Origin of the sequence: Legionella fairfieldensis ATCC 49588 (genome assembly GCF_000621525.1) — a bacterium.
In the GTDB taxonomy this organism is placed as follows: domain Bacteria; phylum Pseudomonadota; class Gammaproteobacteria; order Legionellales; family Legionellaceae; genus Tatlockia; species Tatlockia fairfieldensis.
Genome location: NZ_JHYC01000019.1, coordinates 34,250 through 58,063 on the forward strand (window position 1 = coordinate 34,250; position 23,814 = coordinate 58,063).

Sequence of the window (23,814 nt, forward strand, 5' to 3'; positions counted from 1 at the left end):
TTCTCCTACACCAGCATTTTTTCAATGGGTAAAACCAGGATAGAAGTAGCGCCTAAATGCTTAATACGCTCCAGGGTATCCCAAAAAATTTGCTCTCTTGAAACAACATGTACCGCTACTTTATCTTGTGATTCACTTAAAGGCAGTACGGTTGGCATTTCCGCCCCCGGCAAGCATTCACAAATGTTTTTAAGGGCTGAGATGGGGGCGTGAAATAGAATGTATTTTCGCGTATCCGCCTCATTGACAGCCTCCATGCGCCGAAGCAGCATCTCTAGTAATTGTCCTTTTTGCAGATCCAATGGCTTCATCGTTTGAATAAATGTTGCCTCACTGTGAAGAACAGTATCAACTTCCAACAGTTTATTTTCCTCCAGCGTTTGACCTGTGGACACCAAATCACAAATCACATCGGCCATACCCATTCGAGGTGCCATTTCTACGGAACCGGAAAGCACAACACATTCTGCAACCACTGCATGTTGATTGAGATAAGCCCGTAATAGATTAGGATAGCTGGTCGCAACCCGTTTTCCATGGAGACTCTGCGGACCTTGCCAATCAAATTGCAAAGGTACTGCAAGGGATAGGCGACAAACACAAACGTTCAGTTTTGCAAGTCGTTGATACTGATAACTATCAGATTCCACCGTCTTTTCCAAGAGCACGTTCTCCCCAACGATTCCCGCATCACATAAACCATCAAATACCAAAGTAGGAATGTCATCATCACGGACAAACAGCAAATCAATGGGAAAATTATCAACATGGGCCAGCAAACCATTCTTTTTCAATCGAAACTGTAATCCGCACTGTTTCAATAAAAAAAGTGAATCCTCTGCAAGTCGACCTTTCTTCTGTAAGGCTATTCTCAATCGCGTATTCATCATTCTGCTCGCATGTAATTATGTAATAATGTTCTAATATGATATAACATTAGCACATAATAACACCCGAATTAAAAAAATGTCAATGATTTAGACAATCAAGAATAGCGTTTAAAGAGAGATGGGAAGATATTTAAGCGTGATCGAGTCTGTCAGCGATGAGAGAATACCCTCCCTCACCCAAGTTAATACAACGGGCAATACGAGTAATTGTTGCAACACTCACCCCTGTGCGTTCATGAATTGTACGATAGGGAATACCTAATCGAACCATAGGAACCACTTGCCAGCGGTCAGCCATTGCTTCCAGTTCCGCAGGCGTACATAGATCAGTAAAAAAACGCAAGGCCTCTTCCTGATTTTCTATCAGGGAAACAGCATGCATTAATTCAGCTATTTTTGAATTCAGTTTTTTAGTCATGCTCTAATGAGGTTCTATAGCGTATTAATATAATAGCACAAACCCTGGGTGACCCAAACCTCTTATGAAAAGGAATTATTTTTATCAACTCCTTTACTGTTTTATAATTGTACGATACAACGTAAATCGAGTATTTTATTAACGCATTGTGTATTTGATACCAGAAATGAAAAATTATTATTTCGAACCACTTTATGTTCTAACTTCGATCATCTTTTACAACAGACCGGATTTTATATTAAAATGCGATTTTTAAGGACATTAAAATCGATGAACTATTTACCCCAATTAACAAAAAAAATTATAAAGAAAATCCTTAAAATCTCTGTATTAATCTCCGTTTGTGTATGTTTTCCTTTTTTTTCTTTTTTCTACTTACTCTGTGGTCTGGCCGATGTAAGTCGTAATAAACCTGCTGATTTTGATACTTTTAAACGCTATTTTACTGGCAATGGCATCTTTACCTGGTTACTCTCCCCCTTTAATTTATTTTTAGATCTGATTTCATTCAGGAATAAAGGGATTTATCAGGTGAATGATTTTCCTCAAGCTTATCAGGAAGAAATTTCCTCGTTACTCCGCGACGTTGAAGCTAATAAAGAGTTTATCAAACAAGCGATGACCAGCAGACTTGCGGAAATTGAGCGCGGCATGCTGTTTTTCAAATGGTATGGAGATAATTTAAAAACCTCGTTTGCTCTACCCTGTTTTCATAGAAAATATCAATTCATCAAAACAATCGGGGTATCCACGTTTAATCAACATAAAGCTACTTCCACTCATTTTGGCCCCTTAAGAATCACACTCCGTTTACTTTATAATTTATCTCCCGCCAGTGAAGGAGAAATTTATATTCAAGTGGGAGGAAAAAAACATTACTGGAAGGATAATCCTTTATTTATTTTTGATGATACCCTGCAACATCAATCAGTCAATTACTCGGATCAAATACGGCATTGTATGTTTGTTGATATTATCAGGCCAACGAAAGTAGACAGGATATTTTCTTTGCTATTAAGGGTTTCAAAATTCATTACCTCCAAAAGTAAAGGCATTTTTTATAAAAAATGGGTTTTTCTCAAATAATATACGAGAGTCGGGAAGCTAATTGCCTTTAGGTTTAGAGACAAAAGCGTTTCCTTGAATATAAAATCTTAATAATTTATTTGCCCATTCTTTTGCATAATGAACTCCAACACGCGGCGCTTCAACAATGTGTGCTGGTGGTTCATAATCAGCATCCGTAATAAAAAGATCATCACTTAAAAGATCATGGGCATTTAAATGACGATCAATCATCATGGCCCTACAGAGCAATCCCGGTCCCATCGTTCGTCCAGTTATGTTTGCAACCGGCTCCACAGCACGAATTAGTACAGCAGCTCCAATACCCGAAGGTTCCGTTACAATATTGAAACAATGATACATACCATAAATTAAATACACATACGCATATCCAGGCGGACCAAACATTGTCACTGTACGCTTTGTGAGTCCTTTGGAAGAATGGGCTGCAAGATCATGCGGCCCCAGATAAGCTTCAACTTCTACAATTTTACCTATTTTCGCTATACCTTGTGAATAATGCACTATATGATGACCAAGAAGGTCTTTGGCAACCCTGCTGGTTTCTCTGTTATAAAATTCTCGAGGCAGTTTTTGCATAAAGTTGCTCAGCGACAATCTCTCTCTAACCAACATTCATCGAATTGATTACAGATACGAACCGTTTCGCAGGCAGGCGCATAATATCGAGGAGGAGGAGGTACATTGATGACAATATCAGGTCTCCAGCCGCCATTATTGTAGTAAAATCCATTACCCGGATAAATGCTTCCAAAATAAAAACCACCGCCATGACCATGATAAGGTCCTCTATAGCCACCATGCCAGGCATTGCCAATAAAACTGATCAGTAAGCCAATGACAAATAACATTGTTCTTATCCTATTAGTTTTCATAATTTACACCCATGTTCAAAAACCGAATAAAATATACAGACATTAAAAAATTTAAACAACTACAGTATAAATTAAATCCATCGTCCTCGGAAGGACGCAATTCAATATAAGTGTTCATAAAGACATTACAGGCACATGACGCCAGCTAAGTAATCCTGTTTTAATGGGTACAGGCTCTTTGTCGCAGGCAAGTAATTTTGTTCTTCTGGCAAACCGTAACTGTAAAAAAGCAGGATTATCCTTTGCATTCAGTATAGTAATACGCCAATGTTGTGTACTATACATTGTCTCCCCTATCTTCGTTTGCAAACAAGGAAATAAACCCAGGTTTTCGATTAAATAAAAAAACTGCTCGTGTCCTTCTACCCAGATACACCCTTGTTTACTTGTTAATAAACTGATTAAATCATCGGGATCTGTCTCTTTAATAATACAAGCTTGATTAATTACTGAAGCCAGTTTAAACGCCGCTGCTTCCAATTGGTAAAACGATTGGTGCTTCGCATAGAATTGATTCAATCCTTTATAAGATAAAAACACCATCTGCATTTGAGATAATACTAATAGAGTCAATAGGGCTAATAACAGAATAATAGTTATTAAAACCATCCCACTTTGTTTATTCAAGCAACATCCTTTAAAGATCCAATTATTACAAGGTACGAATTCCTGTGTCTATTTCTATACGTTGTGAGGTGTTCATACTTAAAATGACCCTTACCCGTTTTTTTTCCTTAAAAGAGTTGATTTCGACTGACAGATTATTAATTAGAGAGCCAAGTTCTTCTGCGTGTTTTTGCTGGTAAAACAAACTTTGTCGACCTTGTTGATTTTTTTGTATAAAAAAAGCTTCTTCTATCCATTCACCCACATAAACGGGCATGACGTAATCAAACATTAAAGGTTTCGTTAAACGAATAATACTCCCCGTCTTATTACTTTGAACGTGCTCAATTTGTTGGATTTCAGCATGATAGCAATCTGCTATCAGGATAGTTTGTCCCTCTTGATAAAGAACCCCTGCTTTTAAAAATAATTTAGTGGGACTGATTGACTTAATCACTGAGGAGAAATATTCACTCATTCTATGAATAGAAAATCCCGTTTTTTTCCCGCTTTGCATTGCAATTGCAGAATTGCTAGCCGATCGGCTATCCCGTCTGTCCACAACCTGTAATGCATTAAGACCTCTACAAGGTGTAAAACCTGCATGCCTTACACTATTGCGAATCAAATCACTCACTAACTGCAACTCATAAGATTGATCCAATAGGCTTTGCACATACCGGTACTGACGTTTAGAAGCTAAATAATGCTGCATCATTATAGTGACCAGAAAGCCTGTCAAAAACAGCCCGATTAGCAACTCAACCAAACTTATACCTTGTTGCCTGCTCATAAGGTGGTAAATAGCTGTTCTTTATTATTATCTTTCTGTATTGACCGGTGTGAAGTGATTAACATTTGATTCATGAGCTGATTGAGTTGGAGCTGTTGGCGCAAGAGGGTGAGTGCTATGCCGGAAATAAGTAAAAAGGAAACTACTATTTCTATTAGAGAAAAACCGTGCTGTTTAATCATTTTCCATTCCTGAGATTGTTTGCCATGCGTAGCTTAACGCTTATTGAACGGTAAAAACAAGAGCTGGAAATCTATCTTTAACAAAATATTATTGTATTATTAATAAATTACATGATATCAATGCTAAGGAATTCTCTTGTCTTGCAATTATCAGCAACTTCCTCACGCAGGCATTCAAACCTTGACTCCTTATTTACCAGGTAAATCTATTGAAGAATTAGCCAATGAGTCAGGAATAAGTAATATTATTAAACTGGCCAGCAACGAAAATCCATTAGGATGCAGCCCTTTAGTCAATGAGGCGTTAGCGAAACTATCTGACATGCAGATAACCAATTATCCCGATCCGGCTAATCATCCTTTATTAACCAAACTTAGTCAGAAATTAGGCATTAGTGAACAGATGCTTACAGTGGGTAACGGCTCCGATTTACTCTTTTTCTTCTTGTTAACAGCATTTGCCTTGCATACCGATAAAAGCATGGTCACGCATGAACATGCTTTTATTTCTTACCATATTCAAGCGCAAACTTTAGGTATACCCATAATAGTCACCCCGTTGAAGTCGGATTGGCAGGTTGACATTGAGGCAATGATTAATGTTTGTAATAGGAAACCCGCCATCATTTTTTTGGCTAATCCTAATAATCCTACAGGTGTACTTATTCCTCATCCTCATATCAAACAACTTTTAGCCAATGTTCCCTCTTCTACAATTCTTGTTCTGGATGAAGCTTATTATGAATATGCCTTTAGTCCAGATGATGAAACAAGCATCAATTTACTTGCACAACATCCAAATTTAATTATCACCCGTACTTTTTCCAAAGCGTACGGGCTTGCAGGATTACGTTTAGGGTATGCCATAGCTCATCCAGAACTGACTGAAATTCTGCAACGTGTGCAACTCCCTTTCGCTGTGAATCAAGCAGCATTGGCAGCAGCGTATGCAGCGCTTGACGATGAAAGTTTTATAATCAGAAGCGTGGCGCTTAATTCGCAAGGGATGCAACAGATGATGCGAGGTTTGAAGGAGTTAAAACTAAACTATATACCATCCAGTTGTAATTTTATTACAATTGACTGCCAAACTAACGCTCTACCGATTTATCAAACTTTACTTAAAGAAGGTATTATTGTTCGCCCTTTATTACCTTATGGGCTGATGCAATATCTGCGTGTCAGTATAGGTACTACGGAACAAAATTCTCGTTTTATTAATAAACTTGCGGCCTGTTTTCAAAAATAAGCCTTCGATGAAGTCCCGAAGTCAATCAATTTATTTCTCTTCCATTGTTAGACTTTTATTGTTTAAAAATAAAAACCAGTGTATAATTAAAGATCTATTAAGTTACTAAAAATATATTATGCAATCTGGAATAGTTGACAAAGTATTTGGAAGAAATCTTAAAAAAAAGATAGAAACACCATTAACTGAATTCCTCAATCAAACTAAAAAAGATCTGAAGAATAATGAAGATGTGGATTTAATTGATAAAAAAATTGAACTTTTCAAGAAGTTAAAAATCCTTTATACAAATTTACACATGCTTTATTCTCACTTCTCTGAATCAGAGGAAAGTAAAAAAGACTTGGATGAGCATTTTTGTAAGGTGCTAAATGCACTTAAGGGTCACCGAATAAAAAATCTTCCTATTGAGCCAGGCGGCTCCATACAAAAATTTTTAGATACTCAAATCGAAGTGAAAGGCAAATACCGTGAATATGTTAGAGTATTGAACACACTTGTTGAAAAGCATAATCATTCTAAAAGCGAGAATACATCCTTCTTTCGCGCTCAACGAAACAAACTCACAAAAGAATCATTGCCTACCTATATGCCGATACCAGAGCCAGAAGAGTTAAATTTTGATGGCTTAAATCTTAATAGTGGGATCAACAATTAACCTTTGATTAAATCGTCTTGAAAACAGACGCTATACTTTTCAAGTAAATTTGTTCAACCTCCGCCTTTTATAAGCTGTTTTCTAATTAGGATAAATAAACTATAGTATGTGAAAAATCCTAAGGAGAACTTATGAAAAGTGATTTAAGTCGAAAACACTGTGAATCCTGTGAAGGGATAGGTCAGGCATTAACCGTAGAACAGATCCAAAATTTAATGCCACAACTTAATAAAAGCTGGCAAATTCAGAGTAGTCATAAAGAGATTAAGCGCTCTTTTAAATTTGCAAATTTTTATGAAACCATGGCATTTGTCAATGCACTGGCCTGGATAGCCAACACTGAAAATCACCATCCTGATTTGGAAGTTGGTTATAATTATTGCCATGTGCGCTTTATGACCCATGCTTTAAAAGGCTTAACACATAATGATTTCATCTGTGCAGCAAAAGTAGATGCTTTAGTTGAGAACTGAATCATGTCAAGCAAGCAGCATATATCGACACAAAGAACGAGGATGCTAACCGGCAATAACTCAGGTGGCTAAGCAAAACCATTAGTATTCAACCCGAACTTGCCTCCTGATGTCCGTATTCCCGCTGCCTGAACTTGCTCTATTGACTGAACCATTCAAGGTCTGTCGTCAAGCTCTTTACGTTGAATCGGCAGAAAATCTTTTTTATCCAATCCCATGACTACAGCTAAAGCACCGGCGACATAAATAGAAGAATAGGTTCCTACAACGATCCCTATGATAAGCGCTAAAGAAAAACCATGAATCGTTTCGCCACCATATATAAACAAAGCGACCACAACAAACAAGGTTAATACCGAGGTCATGATTGTTCTTGATAAGGTTTGATTAATAGAAATATTCATGATTTCCAAAGAGCTGGCGCGGCGAATCTTAATAAAGTTTTCTCTAACCCGATCAAAAACTACAATAGTATCATTAAGTGAATAGCCAATGACTGCAAGCAAACCTGCAAGGGCTTTGAGATCAAATTCAATACCAAACATAGCAAATATACCAAGAATCAAGACAGGATCGTGAATCAAGGCTACCGCTGAACTAACGGCCAGACGGTATTCAAAACGCATTCCAATATAAATCATGGTGGCAAGTAAGGACACAATAATGGCCAAAGCCCCCTTGGTCGCTAACTCTTGTCCCACTTGAGGCCCAACAATATCAACACGCTGTTTTATTGCCCCGGCTGGTAACTGTTGCATAACTCTGTCAACCAACTTGGTCTGATCCAGATCAGCATGAGGCGCAATGCTGATTAATACATCTTTTGAAGTACCATAACTGACCACCTGTGCTTCTTTGAAGCCTGCATTATACAGATTATCACGAATGGCCACCAAATCAGCAGTTTGAGGAAACGCAACTTCAATTTGTGTCCCACCTGTAAAGTCCAAACCCCATTTTAAGCCATTAATTAATAATGCCCCAATGGACATCACGAAAATAAACGTAGACAGAATGGCAGTCCACTTACGGACTCCCATGAAATCTATGTTTGAATTTGGATTAAAAAATTCCATCTAAGTTTCGCCTCGTCTAAATACCGATTGATAATTTTTTTACATTCCGGCCACCATAGTACCAATTTACAATAGCACGTGTATAAGTGATACTCGTTAACATGGAAGTCAGCAAACCCAGGCAGAGAATGACAGCAAAGCCACGAACAGGACCTGTCCCTATTGCAAACAGAATAATCCCCACAATCAAGGAAGTGACGTTTGCATCAATGATCGTTGCAAAAGCACGGTCATAACCAGCGTAAATGGCCGCTTGCGGCGTTAAACCACGACGTAATTCCTCACGAATTCGTTCATAAATGAGAACATTCGCGTCAACCGCCATCCCCACTGTTAATACAAAACCAGCAATACCAGGCAAGGTCAGAGTAGCGCCAATAATAGACATTAAAGCACTCAGTAAAATCAGATTTAAAAACAGCGCGAGGTTAGCAACCAAGCCAAAAAAATGATAGTAGAGTAACATTAATATCAAAATTAGCCCCATCCCCACCTGAAGAGAAACCAGTCCACGATGAATATTTTCCTTTCCAAGAGAAGGCCCCACCGTTCGCTCTTCTACAGGATAAATTACCGCAGGCAGAGCACCTGCACGTAATAGTAAGGCTAAGTCACTCGCTTCTTTACTATCCTTAAGACCGGTAATCTGAAAATTGTTACCTAACGCATTTTGAATGACAGGAGCAGAAATAACGCGTTCTTCACGATGGTTAACCCGCTTTTCAACACCGTCCACCATTTGGGTAGTTGACTTTGTTTCTACATAAACAATAGCCATCCGCTTACCGATATTATCCCGCGTAATTCGGGTAAACAACGTTTCTCCTCCTCCGCCGAGTTGAATCTGGACAGAAGGCGTCGCTGTTTGCTGATCAAAGCTGGACACGGCACTGGTGATAGAATCGCCGCTTAATACAATCTGGCGTTTTAAAAGAATAGGATAACCATCCATCATGTATAATTTGCTGTTCACAGGTACCACACCCGTTTGTTTGGCAATCTGTGCATCGTTCTCCTGATCAACCAGGTAGAATTGTAAGGTTGCGGTACCTCCTAAAATCTGGTGTGCCCGAGCCGCATCCTGAATACCTGGCAAATCCACCCCGATGCGGGTAGCGCCTTGCTGCTGTACAACAGCCTCACCAACACCTAACTCGTTAACCCTGTTTCGTAAAATACTCATCGTTTGTTCAATAGTATTTTGCCGAATAGTATTTAGTTCTGTGGGTAGCAGAGAAGCAGATATCGAATTCGTTACTTCAGATTTGGTAAAACTTAAGTCAGGAAATTTGTTTTTCAGCGTTACAAAAGCCTCACGCATCACTTCCGGCGAACGGAAACGTATATCGATTCCTTTATCGGCAAGATATCGAATTCCCGAATAACGCATGCCTGCCTCACGTAAATCCTGACTCAGACTTTTCATGAGACCTTCATAACGACGATTAATGACACTATCGACATCGACTTCCAGTAAAAAATGCACACCACCACGCAGATCAAGCCCCTGCTTCATTGGTTCTGCACCAATTTTGCTAAACCAGCCGGGTGTAGCGGCAGCAAGATTTAAAGCAACGGTGTATTCCGAACCCAATCCATTTTTTATTGCATCACGCGCCAATAACTGAATATCAGTCGAGGCAAAACGTATTTCCAAATGATCACCTGAAGTAACTATTGACCCATGGGGAATTTGCGCATTATCAAGAAGCGTTGCCACCTGTTGACTTAACTGTTCCATGTCGACCGGTAATTGTGAAGAGACCTGAACAGCCGGATCTTCACTGTATAAATTAGGAATAGCATAAATCAAACCAATCACTGCAACGGCAATTAATATAATATTTTTCCAGAGAGGATATTTGTTCTGCATGAGTTTGTCCCTATATCCAAACTTAAAGGGATTTAAGAGTGCCTTTGGGTAAAACTGCGCTTACCGCAGCACGCTGCATACTGATTTCCACACCCTCGGCAATGGATACTTTGATGTATTGTTCATCAATATTCACTACTTTGGCGAGTAAACCGCCTGACGTTACAATTTCATCGCCTTTTTTCAAATTGCCAATCAACTGGCGATGCTCCTTCGCACGTTTGTTTTGCGGTCTTATTAACATAAAATAAAACAGTACAAAAATAGCAGCGATCATTATGAGCGAAAACATACCGTCAGACTGTGGCGCCTGAGCTATCGGGGCTGCAGCCATTGCATCACTGATAAAAAAACTCATCCTTTCTCTCCTCATATTCACTGTTTAATGAGTACGCCATTCTGAACGGGCGCAAGTAGCGTGACATCATAGCGAGATTTCCATCTCACGTAAATGAAGTCTTATGTATTTCATACTGATTTTGATAATAATGACTGTTATGATGAATAAGAAACCGCTGACACAGGAGTGGTGTTTGTATTAGCAAATGGTGTAAATAAGCCCGACTGAATCCTTGTGTACAAGTAGGACAAGAACAGTTTGGCTCAATTCGTTCCTGTTGATGCGCCATTTTTACATCGCATAAATCAAGTAACCCCTGCTCTGTATACACTTGACCTGAAAGAGCATTGGTTGCGGGTTTATCGGACTCTACAAACAGAACACCCAACATTGATAATTCCCTGATTTGCGATAGCGTAAAATTACCACTGACGTAAACCAATTCCGGGTTGGTCTGTCTGATGAGTTCAATAAATTCGCAAAACAGCCTTTTTTCGTCATAAAACAGATACCTGCCACATCCAGCAACCTGAGACACTTCTTTTGGAGCGGCAAACCATTTGATTGTTTCAGGCAAAACGAAACCATGTTCTATAAAATCGTCAGGTAAAATAACCACATCAGGCTGTAAACTAATCATTAACGATACAAGTGCTTTATTATCAATACTTACCATACTGCCATCATAAGGAGAACGTATTGTGTATGTACCTCGCCTAGTCGCCGTTATGGTACTTGCATTTAATACCAACTCGCCCTGCCATCCACAATAAGCACGTAAATTTTTAAGCGATTTTAAAAAAGAAAGCCCGGGTTTTATCAACAAAGTATCAAGATAGCAGGCTACCGTGTTAATACCTGCTTCCTGCCAATTGGCTAAAGTTAAACATGACCCAGCGGGTGACGTAAGCACCGGTATAAAACTTCTGTCGTTTTTTTGCTTCATTAAAATCACCTAAAGTAACAGGCTCGCATCACCATAACTAAAAAATCGATAACCTTCTTTTATTGCTTCCCGATAAAGTCTCATGGTTTGCTCATAACCTATAAAAGCAGCGACTAACATGACTAAAGTAGATTCTGGCAAATGAAAATTGGTAATTAACCCATTACAAATCTGAAATTGATAACCGGGATAAATAAAGATATTAGTATCACGACAGGAAGGATATAATACGCCATTAATAGCCGCACTCTCCAAACAACGCAATGCCGTTGTACCTACAGCGATTACTCGCTTGCCCGCTGTTTGAGTCTGGCGTACCGCCTGGCATAATTCTTCACTGACTGTAAATTGCTCGCTGTGCATTTTATGCTCTTTGATAGCCTCACAACGAACCGGGCGAAACGTACCTGCTCCCACATGCAAGGTAGAATAGGCAATATTTACCCCTTTTTCCTGCAACTGCTGAATAAGTGAGGCATCAAAATGCAACCCGGCAGTGGGGGCCGCAACAGAGCCTTTGTGTTTTGCATAAACTGTTTGATAACGCTCTGAATCCATCGATTCGTCCGGGCGGGTAATGTAAGGCGGTAACGGAATGTGGCCTATTTGATGAAGCATCGTATCAGCATCCCCTGATACCTGACAATGATACAAATCATCCTGTTTGCCAAGCACCTCTAATTGCCAGTTATTTTCCAAATGGATAACCGTACCCGCTTTTGGCGCCTTGCTGGCTTTAATATGCGCTAAAAAGGAATAATTATCCTGCATGCGTTCGACTAATAATTCAACCTTACCGCCACTTGCTTTATGACCGTACAAACGTGCCGGAATAACTTTCGAGTTATTCATTACCAGAAGATCGCCAGGCTGAAAAAAATTACCTACTTCTTTGAAGTGCTGATGGGTACTTAAACCCGTTTTACGATCATAGGTCAGCAAACGGGAATCACTGCGATTTTTTAAGGGGTACTGAGCGATCAGTTCTTGCGGTAAATCAAAATAAAAATCACTTTTGTTCATTGAGAGCGACAACTAAAATTAACCATTATAGCTTAAAGCAGGGCGAAGTTTAACTTCACATGGAATAAAAAAGCGACTTAGCGTTTATGTGGCGCTGCAATCAAATTAGGAGAATTAAATTATTGCTTGAATCTTTAGAAAATTTGCGCTTATTATTTTTCACAAAGTAAATTAAAACAAATAAAGGAATATCCTATGTTGGTAACATTTTCTTGTGAGGCTTATGAAAATATCACGATGTTTGGCGAGGTTGCAAAACGCTTATTAACCTTAATGGGACATAGTGCCACGGTGCCCGGAGCACTTAAGGCCGAAGAAATACCTGATGCCTTGGCTCGTCTGGAGAATGGGATTGCACAAACCAGACTACAAAACACCCCTTCTGTTCAATCAGACGATGACGAAGAACCACCAATCAGTCTGGCAACCCGGGCTGTACCTTTGATTAACATGCTTAAGGCAGCCAGTAAAAACAAGTGTAGTGTGATATGGAAATAATAGTCAGGATTTAAGCTGTGTTGTGGTAGAATAGCCGCAACTTAATACTGTTTTCACACTATGTTAACCTTGCGCCAAATTACTCTATCCCGCGGTAATAAACTATTATTGGACAAAGCGAATGTAACTCTTCAGGAAAAACAAAAAATTGGTTTGGTTGGGCATAATGGATGTGGCAAATCCACATTGTTTGCCTTGATTTTAGGTCATTTAACGGCAGATACTGGCGAATGTCTTCTTAATCCTCAATTGCGAATCAGCCACCTTTCACAACAACTGCCTGATAGTGATGAACCTGCTCTTGATTTTGTTCTCGCGGGCGATGAGGACTACATAGCACTCCAACGCCGCTTAACTAAAGCAGAACAACAAGGTAATGATGCTGAAGTGCTGCTTTGTCACGAATTATTCACTCAAACAGCCGCTTACAGCAAACCAGCCCAAGCAGCATCAATCATGGCGGGCCTGGGTTTTAAATCTGACGAACAAAAACGGCCTGTCAATAGTTTTTCAGGCGGCTGGCGCATGCGCTTGAGCCTTGCTCGCTGTTTAATGAAACCGGCTGATCTTCTCTTATTAGACGAACCAACCAACCATCTGGATATGGAAGCAATTTTCTGGTTGGAAAAATGGCTCAAACAATGCCCTGGCAGCATTCTTCTTATTTCTCATGATCGCGAATTTCTCGATGCTTTTGTGACTCATATTCTGCATATAGAACATCAAACAATGAATTTGTACAGCGGTAATTACAGTCGTTTTGAACAAACCCGTGCGCAGCAATTAGCCTTACAACAGCAGATGTATGAAAAGCAACAGCAAAAAATTAATCACATGATGGCTTATGTGAATCGTTTTCGCGCCAAGGCATCGAAAGCCAAGCAGGCTCAAAGTCGCCTTAATGCCATTACTAAAATAGACCTTGTGGCGCAAGCTCAGGTTGATTCCCCTTTTTCATTCAGTTTTTATCCCTGCCCCCGTGCAGGGAATCCTTTAATTCGTATGGAACAGGTTTCTGCAGGTTATGATCTCGATAACCCTATTCTAAAAAAGATAAATCTGGTCATTAATCCAGGCGATAGAATTGCCTTACTTGGTCCCAATGGTGAAGGAAAATCAACGCTTATTAAAACATTAACTAATGCCCTGCTTCCACTTGCAGGAACTATTCATCGTTCACCTCATTTGGAAACAGGTTATTATGCCCAGCACCAGTTGGAAGAACTGGATAATGAATTTAGTCCCGTGGAAACAATCCAGGCCCTGACACCCGAAGCCAGGGAACAAACCATCCGTGATTATTTAGGTGGTTTTAATTTCATCGGTGACATGGCAACCAAACCAATTCATTACTTTTCAGGCGGCGAGAAAGCACGTTTGGCTTTGGCAAAGCTAGTCTGGTTAAAACCCAATCTCTTACTCCTTGATGAACCTACCAATCACCTTGATCTGGAGATGCGAGCCGCGATAGAAATCGCCCTGCAAAGTTATGAAGGCGCTTTAATCCTGATATCACACGACAGGCATCTTTTACGCACCACGGTGGATGATTTTTATTTGATTTATCAACAACAGGTGCAACCATTCAAAGGTGATTTGGATGATTATCATCAATGGTTACTCAATAAAGGGGGTAATAAAGAAAGTCAGCAAACTCAGAACGAGAACCCTTATCGAGAAAAAAAGAGTCTACAGAATCGCCTGAAAAAGCTGGAGCAAATGATTGATCAAGGTCAAAAACGCCTGTTACAACTCGAAACCACTTTAGCTGATTTATCCCTTTACGAAGAAGGACAACGACAAACGTTGAAGCTGTTATTGGAACAACAAAAAATCGCTCAAAAAGAATACTTACAGGCCGAAGAAGAATGGTTGGGAGTGATGACTACTTTGGAATCATTATATTGACATCCTCCTCACCCTAAAGTGCAGGGATTCCTGATGAGATCATCAGTAGGTTCGTGCTTCAACGATGCTGCCCAAGGAGGCACTTATATCCCCGCTCTAAAGGACGGGGTTTTACGCGCATATGATAAGAAATTATTCTAAAAGAATAGACAGAGATAGACAATAAAAAATAATTCAATTAATTTACTTCTGGATTCTTTCAATAGAGTTCTTGCATAACCTGTAGATTTTGCTTTAGTGCAAGGCACAAAACGTTCGAGGGGCGGAGTTTATAGGTGAGCAATGAGCACCGGAGAACGCTTGTAACGCGGCAATAAAGGAAAAGATGCAGGTTATGCAAGAACTCTAATGATTTGTCTTTGTGCCAGACAAATACCCTGTTCCCGCGAAGGCGAACCACCTCACAAACAAAATGAAAAAGTAATGTGATGAATAGATTCCCGCCTATGCGCTAAGTGATCCTCTCATTTTTTTGTGTTATTGTTAAATACCTTTTTCAATTATTTTTAAGTCATTCCCGTGAAAACGGGAATCTATTTCTCAAATTACGGTTATTCTGATTGAAAGACAGATCCATCCTCGCCTTCGCGACAAAAATAAAATCATAGGTGGTTAAAATAATTTCAAATAGACTAAACATCAATTACACAAAAAAATGAGAGGATCACTTAGCGCCTATGCGGGAAAGAGAAAACTTGTCCAGTACAAAGGCGCTCAATTTAAATTAGATTTAAAAGGAATTATTATGACTATTCAGCAGATTATTGAAAAAATTAACACCGAAGACAATTTTGAAACCTATTCTGCCGAACTAAGAGAACTATTACACACTCTGGAAAACAATACGACGGACGAGATTAGCTTATTCTTTCAGACGTTGCTTAACAAGGAATTTTATGATGAGGTTCGATTTGCTTTTTCATCCTTATTAACGAACAGCAATGCAGCACAAGTTCTTGACGCCTATGATTCCATTCTGGCTTCCATTAAGAATCCTGATAGATTTTATATTGTGAACGATATCTTTGAAAATATTATAAAAACAAAGAACAATAGTCTGATTAAACAAGCCTTCAAACAATCTATTGCTTATCAAAACGAAGCAATTATTCGCAACGGTTGTGTGCAATTGGTTAAAGAGGGCAAGGCTGACCTCATAGAGCAGTCTGATAACAGAATTGTGCTTACAGATAGAGAATATTCTCTAGCTGAGTTACTTTCCAGACACAGCGACAGTATCGAAGCACTCTGGCAACTCCAAGCCTCGAATAAACTTTCACTTTCCAGACCATCAATTCGCTCTATCCAGGAGTTACTCAATGGTGAGAATAATTATGAATTATTTTTAGTGTTAGCTCATCATCCGGAATTAACCACTGAGAAAGACAACCAGGGCGATACGCTCTTACATGTTTATACCAAGATGAGACATTTTGAAAAAGTATCTCTCCATTTACTTGCCTTTGCACCTCATTTAGATTTGAGCCTCACCGATAATGAAGGTAATAATGCCTTACATATAGGAATTGACACGCCTTTATTTAACGCATTATTAAAAAGAGAAAATATAAATTATGACACATTTCATGCACCGAATAGCAAAGGAATCACTCCCCTTGATAAACTTCTTACTTCTCTTTGCGGACAAAGATTCAATGCTCGCTTCAATGCTGTAATACAAAAGGCTTTTTCAGAACTGGCAAAAAAGGGTACTTCACAACAAATCCTTTCCGTCTATACTCAAATCTTGAATTATGCCAAACACATCGAACAATTTTATGTGGCTAGTAATGCATTCGCACAAATTATACAAAAAAATGATAGCCTATTAATTAAAAAAGCGGTTGAAAAAACCTTTGCACTGAATTTAGATCCCCAATTCATTTGCAACTGCTTCGTTCAGCTAGCCCCGAATAACAACATGGAGCTCATTCAAGCTGTTATTAACTATAAAGAAAAAGAATACCATTTAGCTGAATTACTTGTTCAAAATAGAAATACCATTGACATACTTTGGCAACTCCATATTTTAGGTAAACTTTCTCTACCTGGAATTGACTTTATTCCTAAAACAAAAACCAAATCTGAATATTTTAAAAAATTACTTGATCATCAAAATAGCTATGAGTTGTTCCTGGCTTTAGCTAATAATCCTCATTTAATCAATAAAAAAGATGAAAACGGCGACACTTTACTCCATGTTTACGTCAAATCTGGATATTTTGACCCCATTACTGGCCGTATACTTGCTTTTGCACCTCATTTGGATTTAAATAACAATGATAATGAAGGCAATAACGCTCTACATATGGGCGTTAATGCTTATTATGCCCGTGGTATTTGGTATCATGAGAAATTACTTGAAGATTTGTTAAAAAGAACCGAGAAAAACCATACCGCTTTAAATTGGTCTAACAAAAAAGGAGTCACTCCTTTAGGTAGACTCCTGACCCACGACCTCTTTTTCAACGAAAATCAAGGTTATAATAACCATCCAACAATGGTTTATGCATTGAAATTATTTAATGCAGGGAGTGATCCACTGCAACCTTTTTCAAATAATGAGTGGTCTTTGCACACCGAAAAAGATCAAACTACACTAACACAGCGCCTGTCCAATATAAACGTAATGGATATTTTGAACGACACGATTCAAACATTAACAAACACTCATTTAAAATTCGAAGATATTTCCTTCTCCATTGATCAACAAATTCGCAACCTGACTTATGATCCTGTCTTTACGTATTTACCTGCAACAGTGCAAGCGTCTTTAAAGGCAAGCTCCGAAATGTCCTATTTAAAGAAAACGCTTAAAGGGATAAATGAACAATTAAAAATTACATTAGAGAACATTTTTAAAGAGTTAGATGATCAATTAAAAATGACAACCGACGAAAGTGAAATTCTAAAAATAAAAGAGCAGTTGCGAAAGATTCAAACCGCTCTCGATAGTACAGACCAATCTCTTACTAAAAATGACACGAATACAATTGAAAACATTTCCTCAAACTGGAATGCTACTGCTTGTCAACAGTATTATAATCTTGTCAACTCATTAAAGAATAAATTGCAACAGAAAATGGAAAACCTTGTTGGGCATAAACCACCTGATGAGAATAGGGAAAAACAAAAAAAACAAGCAAAAGAGCACCAGCTTGGAAATAGACAAACGCTCTATGAGATAATAGATCATGCTACTAAACAGCTTCTTCATGCCGATAAAGAGCAAGTCTCATCTATTCAGGAAAATTTACGTTTACAAATTCAGACTATTATTAATGATCCTGATACCTTACTTCGCATCCAGGAGGTGTTAAATTTATATATTCAAGAACTGACTACTAAAAACATTGAGCAAGAAGAATTTAACTCTCTTCTGTGTGATTTAACTCGGCAACTTAAAAAGGTGGTGTATGATAAAAATCAAAATACCATACATCGTATCATTCATGAAGAATTACGCCAATTTGTTGTGGATAATAAATTACAATCTACCGAAATCAGTATTAAGATAAGTCAAAAAATTCTCAATGTTATTAATGCGAGTAAAAAACAATCTCTTGATATTTTGATTGACCAGATTTCACGCCATGTCAGCCATATTGCTAACCAACAGCGTTCCGGAAAAGAGTGGATAACATTTAAAAACATTCTTGAGTTAACAAGAAGCGATATTCATAAACCAACCAGCTTGTATGTGCAAAGTAAATTTCCTCAGGCTCGAATAGATGACTTTGATGACGACACACGGTTAGATAAATTAAAAGCAGTATCGAAGGTTACCCCTCCCCAGAGAAATCCTGTTCCCATCGAGAAAAAATATAAATTGTCTTTTCAGGATAGATCGATCAGGGATATCAATAAGGTAAATGAAACAAATACCTATTTACTCTCTCAGCGATTGATGACGGGCAAACCTATTAGTGTGGTAATAAAAGAAATTCCCTCAGAGGTTTATCATGCAACAAGGGTATCTAACAAAGAGGAGTGGCTGGTAGAAGAAGACAACCCTCATAAAGCCAAGGTTATTAGAAGACAAACAATAAGTTTTTTCACACCTACTCCTATTGATGAAAACAAATGGGGTGCACTGGGATATGTGAAGTCTTCAGACGGTTCGTTCAATCGAATTGATGAAGAAAAGTACAGCCTTGAAGAAATAGAAAAGGAAAGCGATCCTTCTCAAAATCAGATTTACCCGTGAGTGGTGTGTCTCCTCTTAAAGCAGGTTATTCTATAAAAGAAGTCAGCCGCTATATAGATTTTTTTTCAAGGCTTGTAACATCTGGGTGGCTGCATGCTGTTCCGCTTTACGTCGGCTAGTGCCATAGCCAGTTGCCATTTTTTTATTACCACTTATCTTACAGGTTACATAAAAAATTTGCTCATGCTCTTCCCCTTCTACTTTAGTTAAACTGTAGTCAGGTAAGGGTTGTTTTTTTGCTTGTAAATACTCCTGTAATTGCGTTTTCGCATCTTTTGTACTGTTACCTAAATTTTCATCATTTAAACGCGAGTTGTATAATTTAAGTATAAGTTTTTGACTTGCAGGAAAACCATCATCCAGAAAAACAGCCGCAATGATCGCTTCCAAAGCGTCAGCCAGAATGGAAGTACGACGAAAACCACCGCTTTTTAATTCGCCCTGACCAAGGTATAAATAATCACCCAATCCAATTTCGGTAGCAATTTCTGCCAGCATGTCCCCTTTTACTAAAAGAGCACGCAAGCGGCTTAATTGTCCTTCACTTTGCTGTGGGAACATTTCGAATAAAGTATTAGCAATAACAAAACTTAAGATTGCATCGCCTAGAAATTCAAAGCGCTCGTTATTTTCACTACCCGCACTCCGATGGGTAAGAGCCTGCTTTAAAAGAGCAAGGTTTTTAAATTCATAACCCAGTTGTCTACTCAGGCGTTGTAAATTGATCTGAACCAAACTTTACCTCTTAAAAACATATAGCTTAGTCTACTTAATCAGTCGACCTATTTTCGACCAACGTAACCTATCCGTTTTGCCGTCCCAGCTCATCCATACTAAAAACGCTTTTCCACGTAAATATTTATCAGCGGTAAAACCCCAATAACGACTATCCGCACTATCATCACGATTATCTCCCATCATGAAATAATGGCCTTGAGGTACCTCAATGTCAAAATTTTCGGCGGGAACATCTGGACGAATATAAATGTCATGTTCTATTCCATTTAAATTTTCTCGGTATTTAGCAACTGCCCTGCCTGAACTTTCATCAATAGTATATTCGAGAAAATTCTGCTTCATTTCTTTACCATTAATCGTTAAAACCTTGTTATGATAACTCACTTTATCGCCAGGCACACCGATAACGCGTTTAATATAATCATAGCCCGGATCGGGCGGCCAGCGAAAAACAGCAATCTCCCCGGTTTTTGGATTAGCAACAGGAATAATTTTCTTTTCCCAGACAGGTAATCTGAGTCCATAAGCAAACTTATTGACAGCAACAAAATCGCCTACCAATAAAGTAGGTTCGAGAGAACCCGAAGGAATACGAAAAGGCTCAATCAAAAAAGAGCGTAATAATAAAACAAGAAAAAAAACGGGGAAAAAAGAACGTGAATATTCAATAATTTTCCCCGGTTTTTGCTCTGGGGTACGTTTTTTTGCCCAAAAAAGCACATCGAATAAATAAATAACTCCACTTACCAAAGAAAGAACAACTAACAACAGAGCAAAATTCATGCTTAATTTTTCCTTATTACTATTCTATTGCACAGAAACCGGTCCCAATTTTAAAAATTGGCTGATATTTCTGCTTACAGCTTTAGAAAAAAGACTCTATTTTACAACTCTATTTTTTTCTATCGGTTTGAAAAACGGCCATAAATGCTTCTTGTGGGATTTCTACATGGCCCACCTGTTTCATACGTTTTTTTCCTGCTTTTTGTTTTTCCAGTAACTTACGTTTACGCGTGACATCTCCGCCATAACATTTTGCAGTCACATTTTTACGTAGCGCTTTCACGGTTTGCCGGGCAATAATATGATTGCCCAAAGCCGCCTGAATGGCCACATCAAACATCTGGCGTGGAATCAGTTCTCGCATCTTGTCAGCCAGCGCTTTACCCCGACTATAGGCTGAATCTCTATGCACAATAACAGCTAAAGCATCTACCCGCTCGCTATTAATTAATACATCCATTTTTACCAAATCAGCTTCCTGAAAACGTACAAAATTATAGTCGAGTGAAGCATAACCGCGGCTGACTGATTTTAATTTATCAAAAAAATCGGAAACCACTTCGCTCATGGGTAAATCATAACTTACAGAAACCTGACGGCCACTATACATCATGTTAACCTGTACGCCGCGACGCTCTATACATAAACTGATAATTGAGCCTAAATAATCTTGCGGAACAAGGATATTCGCTCGCACAATCGGCTCAAACATCTGTTTTATTTGCTGGGTAGGCGGCAATTGAGAAGGATTATCAATCATAACCGTTTCACCCTTGGTGGTAACGACCTGATAAACTACAGTGGGTGCTGTAGAAATTAAATCCAGATTGTATTCCCGCTCAAGCCGCTCCTGAATGATTTCCATGTGCAACATGCCAAGAAAACCACAACGAAAACCAAAACCCAAAGCCTCAGAGGATTCGGGTTCGTAAAATAATGAAGCATCGTTAAGGCTTAATTTTGCCAAAGCTTCTCGAAACGCTTCAAAATCATCCGCACTAATAGGAAAAAGTCCGGCATAGACTTGTGGTTTAACCCGTTGAAATCCTGGTAAAGGAGCCGATGCCTGATTTTTTTCAAGCGTTAAGGTGTCTCCTACCGGAGCACCCTGAATTTCCTTTATGCCTGCGACAACATAACCTACTTCCCCAGCTTGCAAGACATCAAGTTTCGTGCGTTTGGGTGTAAAAATACCTACTTGATCAACTTCATAGGTACGACCAGTTGACATCACACGCATTTTGTCCCCTTTTCGCAAACTGCCATTGGCAATGCGTACCAAAGAAACCACGCCTAAATAACTATCAAACCAGGAGTCAATGATGAGAGCCTGCAAGGGAGCCTCAACATCCCCCTGAGGTGGTGGAATTTTCTCTACCAGCGCTTCAAGAACATCTTCAACACCAAGTCCGCTCTTGGCACTGGCACGAATTGCATCATGCGCTTCAAGACCAATAATATCTTCAATTTCGGCAATCACTCGCTCAGGCTCAGCCTGCGGCAAATCAATCTTATTTAAAACAGTCAATATTTCCAATGATTGATCGATAGCCGTATAACAGACCGCGACAGTCTGTGCCTCAACTCCCTGAGCTGCATCGACCACTAAAATAGCGCCTTCACAAGCAGCCAGTGAGCGTGAAACCTCATAACTAAAATCGACGTGACCGGGTGTATCAATAAAATTCAACAAATAAGTTTTACCGTTGCGCGCTTTGTAATTGAGAGAAACGCTCTGGGCTTTAATGGTAATTCCCCGTTCTCGCTCAATGTCCATGGAATCAAGCACTTGTGCTGACATTTCTCTGTCAGATAAGCCGCCACAGATTTGAATAAAACGGTCTGCGAGAGTCGATTTTCCATGATCGATATGGGCAATAATAGAAAAATTGCGGATTTGTGTTAGATCAGTCAACGGAAAAAACCTAGTGGTAAATTGCGCTATTCTAGCTTAATTATGGGAGAAGATGAATAACCCCTGCAAAAACTGCGCAGGTCTATTGATCAGATACGAAAAAATTTGCTGCTGATTTATTTTTTTACTACAATGAAATTTTTTGAATTCCTAGAGAAGGATAATCCATGCGACGGCTAATCACTTTCTGCTTCAGCCTCTTGATCCTGTTCAATTCTTATTCCTCTTATGCAGACCTTGCATTTACTCAGCGTAAAGACGTGCAGCAATTTATCAATTTTATGGTTAAACGGCATGGATTTAACAAAAAAGAGCTTTCTGACGTCATGAGTAATGTTCAATTACAACCCCAAATCATTGAATCAATGAATAAGCCTTATGAGAAAAAAAACTGGGATGTTTATAAGCAGTTATTTTTAACGCCTCAACGAGTTCAGGCAGGAATGGAATTTTGGCAAGCAAACCGATCTACTCTGGAGAAAGCTGAAAAACAATACGGTGTGCCCGCTAATATTATCGTTGCCATTATTGGTGTTGAAACACTTTATGGTAAACATCAAGGGAATTATCGCGTTCTGGACGCCTTGTCGACTCTTGCTTTTAACTATCCCAAGCGCTCAGCATTCTTTACTAAAGAACTAGGCGAATATTTGCTGTTGTGTCGTGAACATCGGGTTTCCCCCACCCAATATTTGGGGTCTTATGCGGGTGCCATGGGTAAACCCCAATTTATGCCAAGTAGTTATCGCTATTATGCAGCAGATTTCAGTGGTAATCCTAAAAAAGATTTAATGAATGATGATGACGCAGTAATTGCCAGTGTTGCCAATTACTTTCATAAACACGGCTGGCAAATGAATCAGGGTATAGCGCAGCCAGCTCAGGTACAGGGAGGCAGTTATAAACGAATTAACACTACCAATAAACAAGCCGCTTACCGAGTAAAACAATTGGAAGCTGCAGGGATTAAACCACTCACTGCTGCAGCAAATACACCTTCTCGTGTTGGCTTGATCGAACTGACAACTCAGACCGGACAAGAGTTTTGGCTGGCTTATCCTAATTTTTATGTCATTACTCGTTATAATTCCAGTCCCCAGTATGCAATGGCTGTTTATTTATTGTCCTTACAGTTGAAAAACCAATGGGCGGCAACATCATCAGCTCATAAGAAATACGCTTATGTGTGATCCGCAGAGTCCCGAATGATTAGTCTCTCTGGTATTAATTTAAACCATTCGGAACTTAAAAGGTTGAGGAGAAAGATCACTTCTCAA

The 23,814-nt window shown here is 39.0% G+C and carries 23 protein-coding genes; 8 read left to right on the forward strand and 15 right to left on the reverse strand.

The features are described from left to right. Nucleotides 1-5: 5 nt before the first annotated feature. Both hisG and T345_RS0106870 read right to left on the reverse strand, forming a co-directional pair. Complete coding sequence (hisG, locus tag T345_RS0106865; protein WP_242604585.1) at nt 6-890, reverse strand: ATP phosphoribosyltransferase; 885 nt, start codon at nt 888-890, stop codon at nt 6-8. Between the two features lie 130 nt (nt 891-1,020). Beyond that, entirely contained in the window at nt 1,021-1,308 is a 288-nt protein-coding gene (locus tag T345_RS0106870; protein ID WP_035918391.1) for a YerC/YecD family TrpR-related protein, read from the reverse strand. Between the two features lie 270 nt (nt 1,309-1,578). Here T345_RS0106870 and T345_RS0106875 point away from each other — a divergent pair, with 270 nt between their 5' ends. Beyond that, the gene (locus T345_RS0106875) at nt 1,579-2,394 is read left to right on the forward strand and encodes an aspartyl/asparaginyl beta-hydroxylase domain-containing protein (protein WP_028388697.1); all 816 of its coding nucleotides are present in this window, start codon (nt 1,579-1,581) and stop codon (nt 2,392-2,394) included. Nucleotides 2,395-2,412: 18 nt separating this feature from the next. On the opposite strand, the gene T345_RS0106880 is transcribed toward T345_RS0106875, so the two are convergent. From T345_RS0106880 to T345_RS13770, 5 genes are all read right to left on the reverse strand, one after another. Next, entirely contained in the window at nt 2,413-2,973 is a 561-nt protein-coding gene (locus T345_RS0106880; RefSeq protein ID WP_028388698.1) for a DNA-3-methyladenine glycosylase, read from the reverse strand. Nucleotides 2,974-2,981: 8 nt separating this feature from the next. Continuing rightward, a complete protein-coding gene (locus tag T345_RS0106885) occupies nt 2,982-3,269 on the reverse strand; it encodes a hypothetical protein (protein WP_028388699.1) in 288 nt (95 codons plus the stop codon). Nucleotides 3,270-3,383: 114 nt separating this feature from the next. After that, entirely contained in the window at nt 3,384-3,896 is a 513-nt protein-coding gene (locus T345_RS0106895) for a hypothetical protein (RefSeq protein ID WP_028388700.1), read from the reverse strand. Nucleotides 3,897-3,921: 25 nt separating this feature from the next. Continuing rightward, nucleotides 3,922-4,668 carry a PilW family protein gene (locus T345_RS13765; protein WP_051555176.1) on the reverse strand — a complete coding sequence of 249 codons (747 nt, stop codon included), beginning with the start codon at nt 4,666-4,668 and terminating at the stop codon, nt 3,922-3,924. Beyond that, nucleotides 4,665-4,850: a prepilin-type N-terminal cleavage/methylation domain-containing protein gene (locus T345_RS13770; RefSeq protein WP_035918394.1), complete on the reverse strand. Its 186-nt coding sequence runs from the start codon at nt 4,848-4,850 to the stop codon at nt 4,665-4,667. The genes T345_RS13765 and T345_RS13770 overlap by 4 nt, the downstream gene beginning before the upstream one ends. A gap of 136 nt (nt 4,851-4,986) precedes the next feature. Between T345_RS13770 and hisC the strand changes: the two genes are divergently transcribed. The 3 genes from hisC to T345_RS0106920 all read left to right on the forward strand — a co-directional run bounded on the left by hisC (nt 4,987) and on the right by T345_RS0106920 (nt 7,230). Then, a complete protein-coding gene (gene hisC, locus T345_RS0106910) occupies nt 4,987-6,099 on the forward strand; it encodes a histidinol-phosphate transaminase (protein WP_028388701.1) in 1,113 nt (370 codons plus the stop codon). A 118-nt stretch (nt 6,100-6,217) separates the two neighbouring features. Continuing rightward, nucleotides 6,218-6,757 carry a hypothetical protein gene (locus T345_RS0106915; protein ID WP_028388702.1) on the forward strand — a complete coding sequence of 180 codons (540 nt, stop codon included), beginning with the start codon at nt 6,218-6,220 and terminating at the stop codon, nt 6,755-6,757. A gap of 131 nt (nt 6,758-6,888) precedes the next feature. Continuing rightward, nucleotides 6,889-7,230, forward strand: a complete 342-nt coding sequence (locus tag T345_RS0106920; protein WP_028388703.1) for a 4a-hydroxytetrahydrobiopterin dehydratase — start codon at nt 6,889-6,891, stop codon at nt 7,228-7,230. 155 nt (nt 7,231-7,385) lie between these two features. Here the strand turns inward: T345_RS0106920 and secF are convergent, their stop codons facing one another. The 5 genes from secF to queA all read right to left on the reverse strand — a co-directional run bounded on the left by secF (nt 7,386) and on the right by queA (nt 12,488). After that, nucleotides 7,386-8,306, reverse strand: a complete 921-nt coding sequence (gene secF, locus T345_RS0106925; protein ID WP_028388704.1) for a protein translocase subunit SecF — start codon at nt 8,304-8,306, stop codon at nt 7,386-7,388. A gap of 16 nt (nt 8,307-8,322) precedes the next feature. Further along, nucleotides 8,323-10,179, reverse strand: a complete 1,857-nt coding sequence (gene secD, locus T345_RS0106930; protein WP_028388705.1) for a protein translocase subunit SecD — start codon at nt 10,177-10,179, stop codon at nt 8,323-8,325. Nucleotides 10,180-10,201: 22 nt separating this feature from the next. Then, complete coding sequence (gene yajC / locus T345_RS0106935; protein WP_028388706.1) at nt 10,202-10,537, reverse strand: preprotein translocase subunit YajC; 336 nt, start codon at nt 10,535-10,537, stop codon at nt 10,202-10,204. Nucleotides 10,538-10,622: 85 nt separating this feature from the next. Then, a complete protein-coding gene (locus tag T345_RS0106940; RefSeq protein WP_051555177.1) occupies nt 10,623-11,465 on the reverse strand; it encodes a tRNA guanosine transglycosylase family protein in 843 nt (280 codons plus the stop codon). 9 nt (nt 11,466-11,474) lie between these two features. Further along, nucleotides 11,475-12,488, reverse strand: a complete 1,014-nt coding sequence (queA, locus tag T345_RS0106945; protein ID WP_028388708.1) for a tRNA preQ1(34) S-adenosylmethionine ribosyltransferase-isomerase QueA — start codon at nt 12,486-12,488, stop codon at nt 11,475-11,477. A gap of 195 nt (nt 12,489-12,683) precedes the next feature. Here queA and T345_RS0106950 point away from each other — a divergent pair, with 195 nt between their 5' ends. The 3 genes from T345_RS0106950 to T345_RS0106960 all read left to right on the forward strand — a co-directional run bounded on the left by T345_RS0106950 (nt 12,684) and on the right by T345_RS0106960 (nt 19,101). Beyond that, on the forward strand, nt 12,684-12,986 hold the full coding sequence (locus T345_RS0106950; protein ID WP_028388709.1) for a DUF1840 domain-containing protein: 303 nt from the start codon (nt 12,684-12,686) through the stop codon (nt 12,984-12,986). Nucleotides 12,987-13,046: 60 nt separating this feature from the next. Next, a complete protein-coding gene (locus tag T345_RS0106955) occupies nt 13,047-14,894 on the forward strand; it encodes an ABC-F family ATP-binding cassette domain-containing protein (protein WP_028388710.1) in 1,848 nt (615 codons plus the stop codon). A gap of 745 nt (nt 14,895-15,639) precedes the next feature. Beyond that, nucleotides 15,640-19,101 (forward strand): hypothetical protein, encoded by a 3,462-nt coding sequence (locus T345_RS0106960; RefSeq protein ID WP_028388711.1) that lies wholly within the window; start codon nt 15,640-15,642, stop codon nt 19,099-19,101. A gap of 42 nt (nt 19,102-19,143) precedes the next feature. Here the strand turns inward: T345_RS0106960 and rnc are convergent, their stop codons facing one another. From rnc to lepA, 3 genes are all read right to left on the reverse strand, one after another. Next, the gene (gene rnc, locus T345_RS0106965; protein ID WP_028388712.1) at nt 19,144-19,836 is read right to left on the reverse strand and encodes a ribonuclease III; all 693 of its coding nucleotides are present in this window, start codon (nt 19,834-19,836) and stop codon (nt 19,144-19,146) included. 30 nt (nt 19,837-19,866) lie between these two features. After that, nucleotides 19,867-20,622, reverse strand: coding sequence for a signal peptidase I (lepB, locus tag T345_RS0106970; protein WP_028388713.1), 756 nt, complete (start codon nt 20,620-20,622; stop codon nt 19,867-19,869). Nucleotides 20,623-20,731: 109 nt separating this feature from the next. Further along, entirely contained in the window at nt 20,732-22,537 is a 1,806-nt protein-coding gene (lepA, locus tag T345_RS0106975) for a translation elongation factor 4 (RefSeq protein WP_028388714.1), read from the reverse strand. A gap of 167 nt (nt 22,538-22,704) precedes the next feature. Here lepA and mltB point away from each other — a divergent pair, with 167 nt between their 5' ends. Beyond that, the gene (mltB, locus tag T345_RS0106980) at nt 22,705-23,727 is read left to right on the forward strand and encodes a lytic murein transglycosylase B (protein WP_028388715.1); all 1,023 of its coding nucleotides are present in this window, start codon (nt 22,705-22,707) and stop codon (nt 23,725-23,727) included. The last annotated feature ends 87 nt before the right edge of the window (nt 23,728-23,814 follow it).

Coding starts and splice junctions, on each gene's coding strand:
- hisG (WP_242604585.1), bottom strand. CDS start 890: ATGATGAATACGCGATTGAGAATAGCCTTACAGAAGAAAGGTCGACTT.
- T345_RS0106870 (WP_035918391.1), bottom strand. CDS start 1,308: ATGACTAAAAAACTGAATTCAAAAATAGCTGAATTAATGCATGCTGTT.
- T345_RS0106875 (WP_028388697.1), top strand. CDS start 1,579: ATGAACTATTTACCCCAATTAACAAAAAAAATTATAAAGAAAATCCTT.
- T345_RS0106880 (WP_028388698.1), bottom strand. CDS start 2,973: ATGCAAAAACTGCCTCGAGAATTTTATAACAGAGAAACCAGCAGGGTT.
- T345_RS0106885 (WP_028388699.1), bottom strand. CDS start 3,269: ATGAAAACTAATAGGATAAGAACAATGTTATTTGTCATTGGCTTACTG.
- T345_RS13765 (WP_051555176.1), bottom strand. CDS start 4,668: ATGAGCAGGCAACAAGGTATAAGTTTGGTTGAGTTGCTAATCGGGCTG.
- T345_RS13770 (WP_035918394.1), bottom strand. CDS start 4,850: ATGATTAAACAGCACGGTTTTTCTCTAATAGAAATAGTAGTTTCCTTT.
- T345_RS0106915 (WP_028388702.1), top strand. CDS start 6,218: ATGCAATCTGGAATAGTTGACAAAGTATTTGGAAGAAATCTTAAAAAA.
- T345_RS0106920 (WP_028388703.1), top strand. CDS start 6,889: ATGAAAAGTGATTTAAGTCGAAAACACTGTGAATCCTGTGAAGGGATA.
- secF (WP_028388704.1), bottom strand. CDS start 8,306: ATGGAATTTTTTAATCCAAATTCAAACATAGATTTCATGGGAGTCCGT.
- secD (WP_028388705.1), bottom strand. CDS start 10,179: ATGCAGAACAAATATCCTCTCTGGAAAAATATTATATTAATTGCCGTT.
- yajC (WP_028388706.1), bottom strand. CDS start 10,537: ATGAGTTTTTTTATCAGTGATGCAATGGCTGCAGCCCCGATAGCTCAG.
- T345_RS0106940 (WP_051555177.1), bottom strand. CDS start 11,465: ATGAAGCAAAAAAACGACAGAAGTTTTATACCGGTGCTTACGTCACCC.
- queA (WP_028388708.1), bottom strand. CDS start 12,488: ATGAACAAAAGTGATTTTTATTTTGATTTACCGCAAGAACTGATCGCT.
- T345_RS0106950 (WP_028388709.1), top strand. CDS start 12,684: ATGTTGGTAACATTTTCTTGTGAGGCTTATGAAAATATCACGATGTTT.
- T345_RS0106955 (WP_028388710.1), top strand. CDS start 13,047: ATGTTAACCTTGCGCCAAATTACTCTATCCCGCGGTAATAAACTATTA.
- T345_RS0106960 (WP_028388711.1), top strand. CDS start 15,640: ATGACTATTCAGCAGATTATTGAAAAAATTAACACCGAAGACAATTTT.
- lepB (WP_028388713.1), bottom strand. CDS start 20,622: ATGAATTTTGCTCTGTTGTTAGTTGTTCTTTCTTTGGTAAGTGGAGTT.
- mltB (WP_028388715.1), top strand. CDS start 22,705: ATGCGACGGCTAATCACTTTCTGCTTCAGCCTCTTGATCCTGTTCAAT.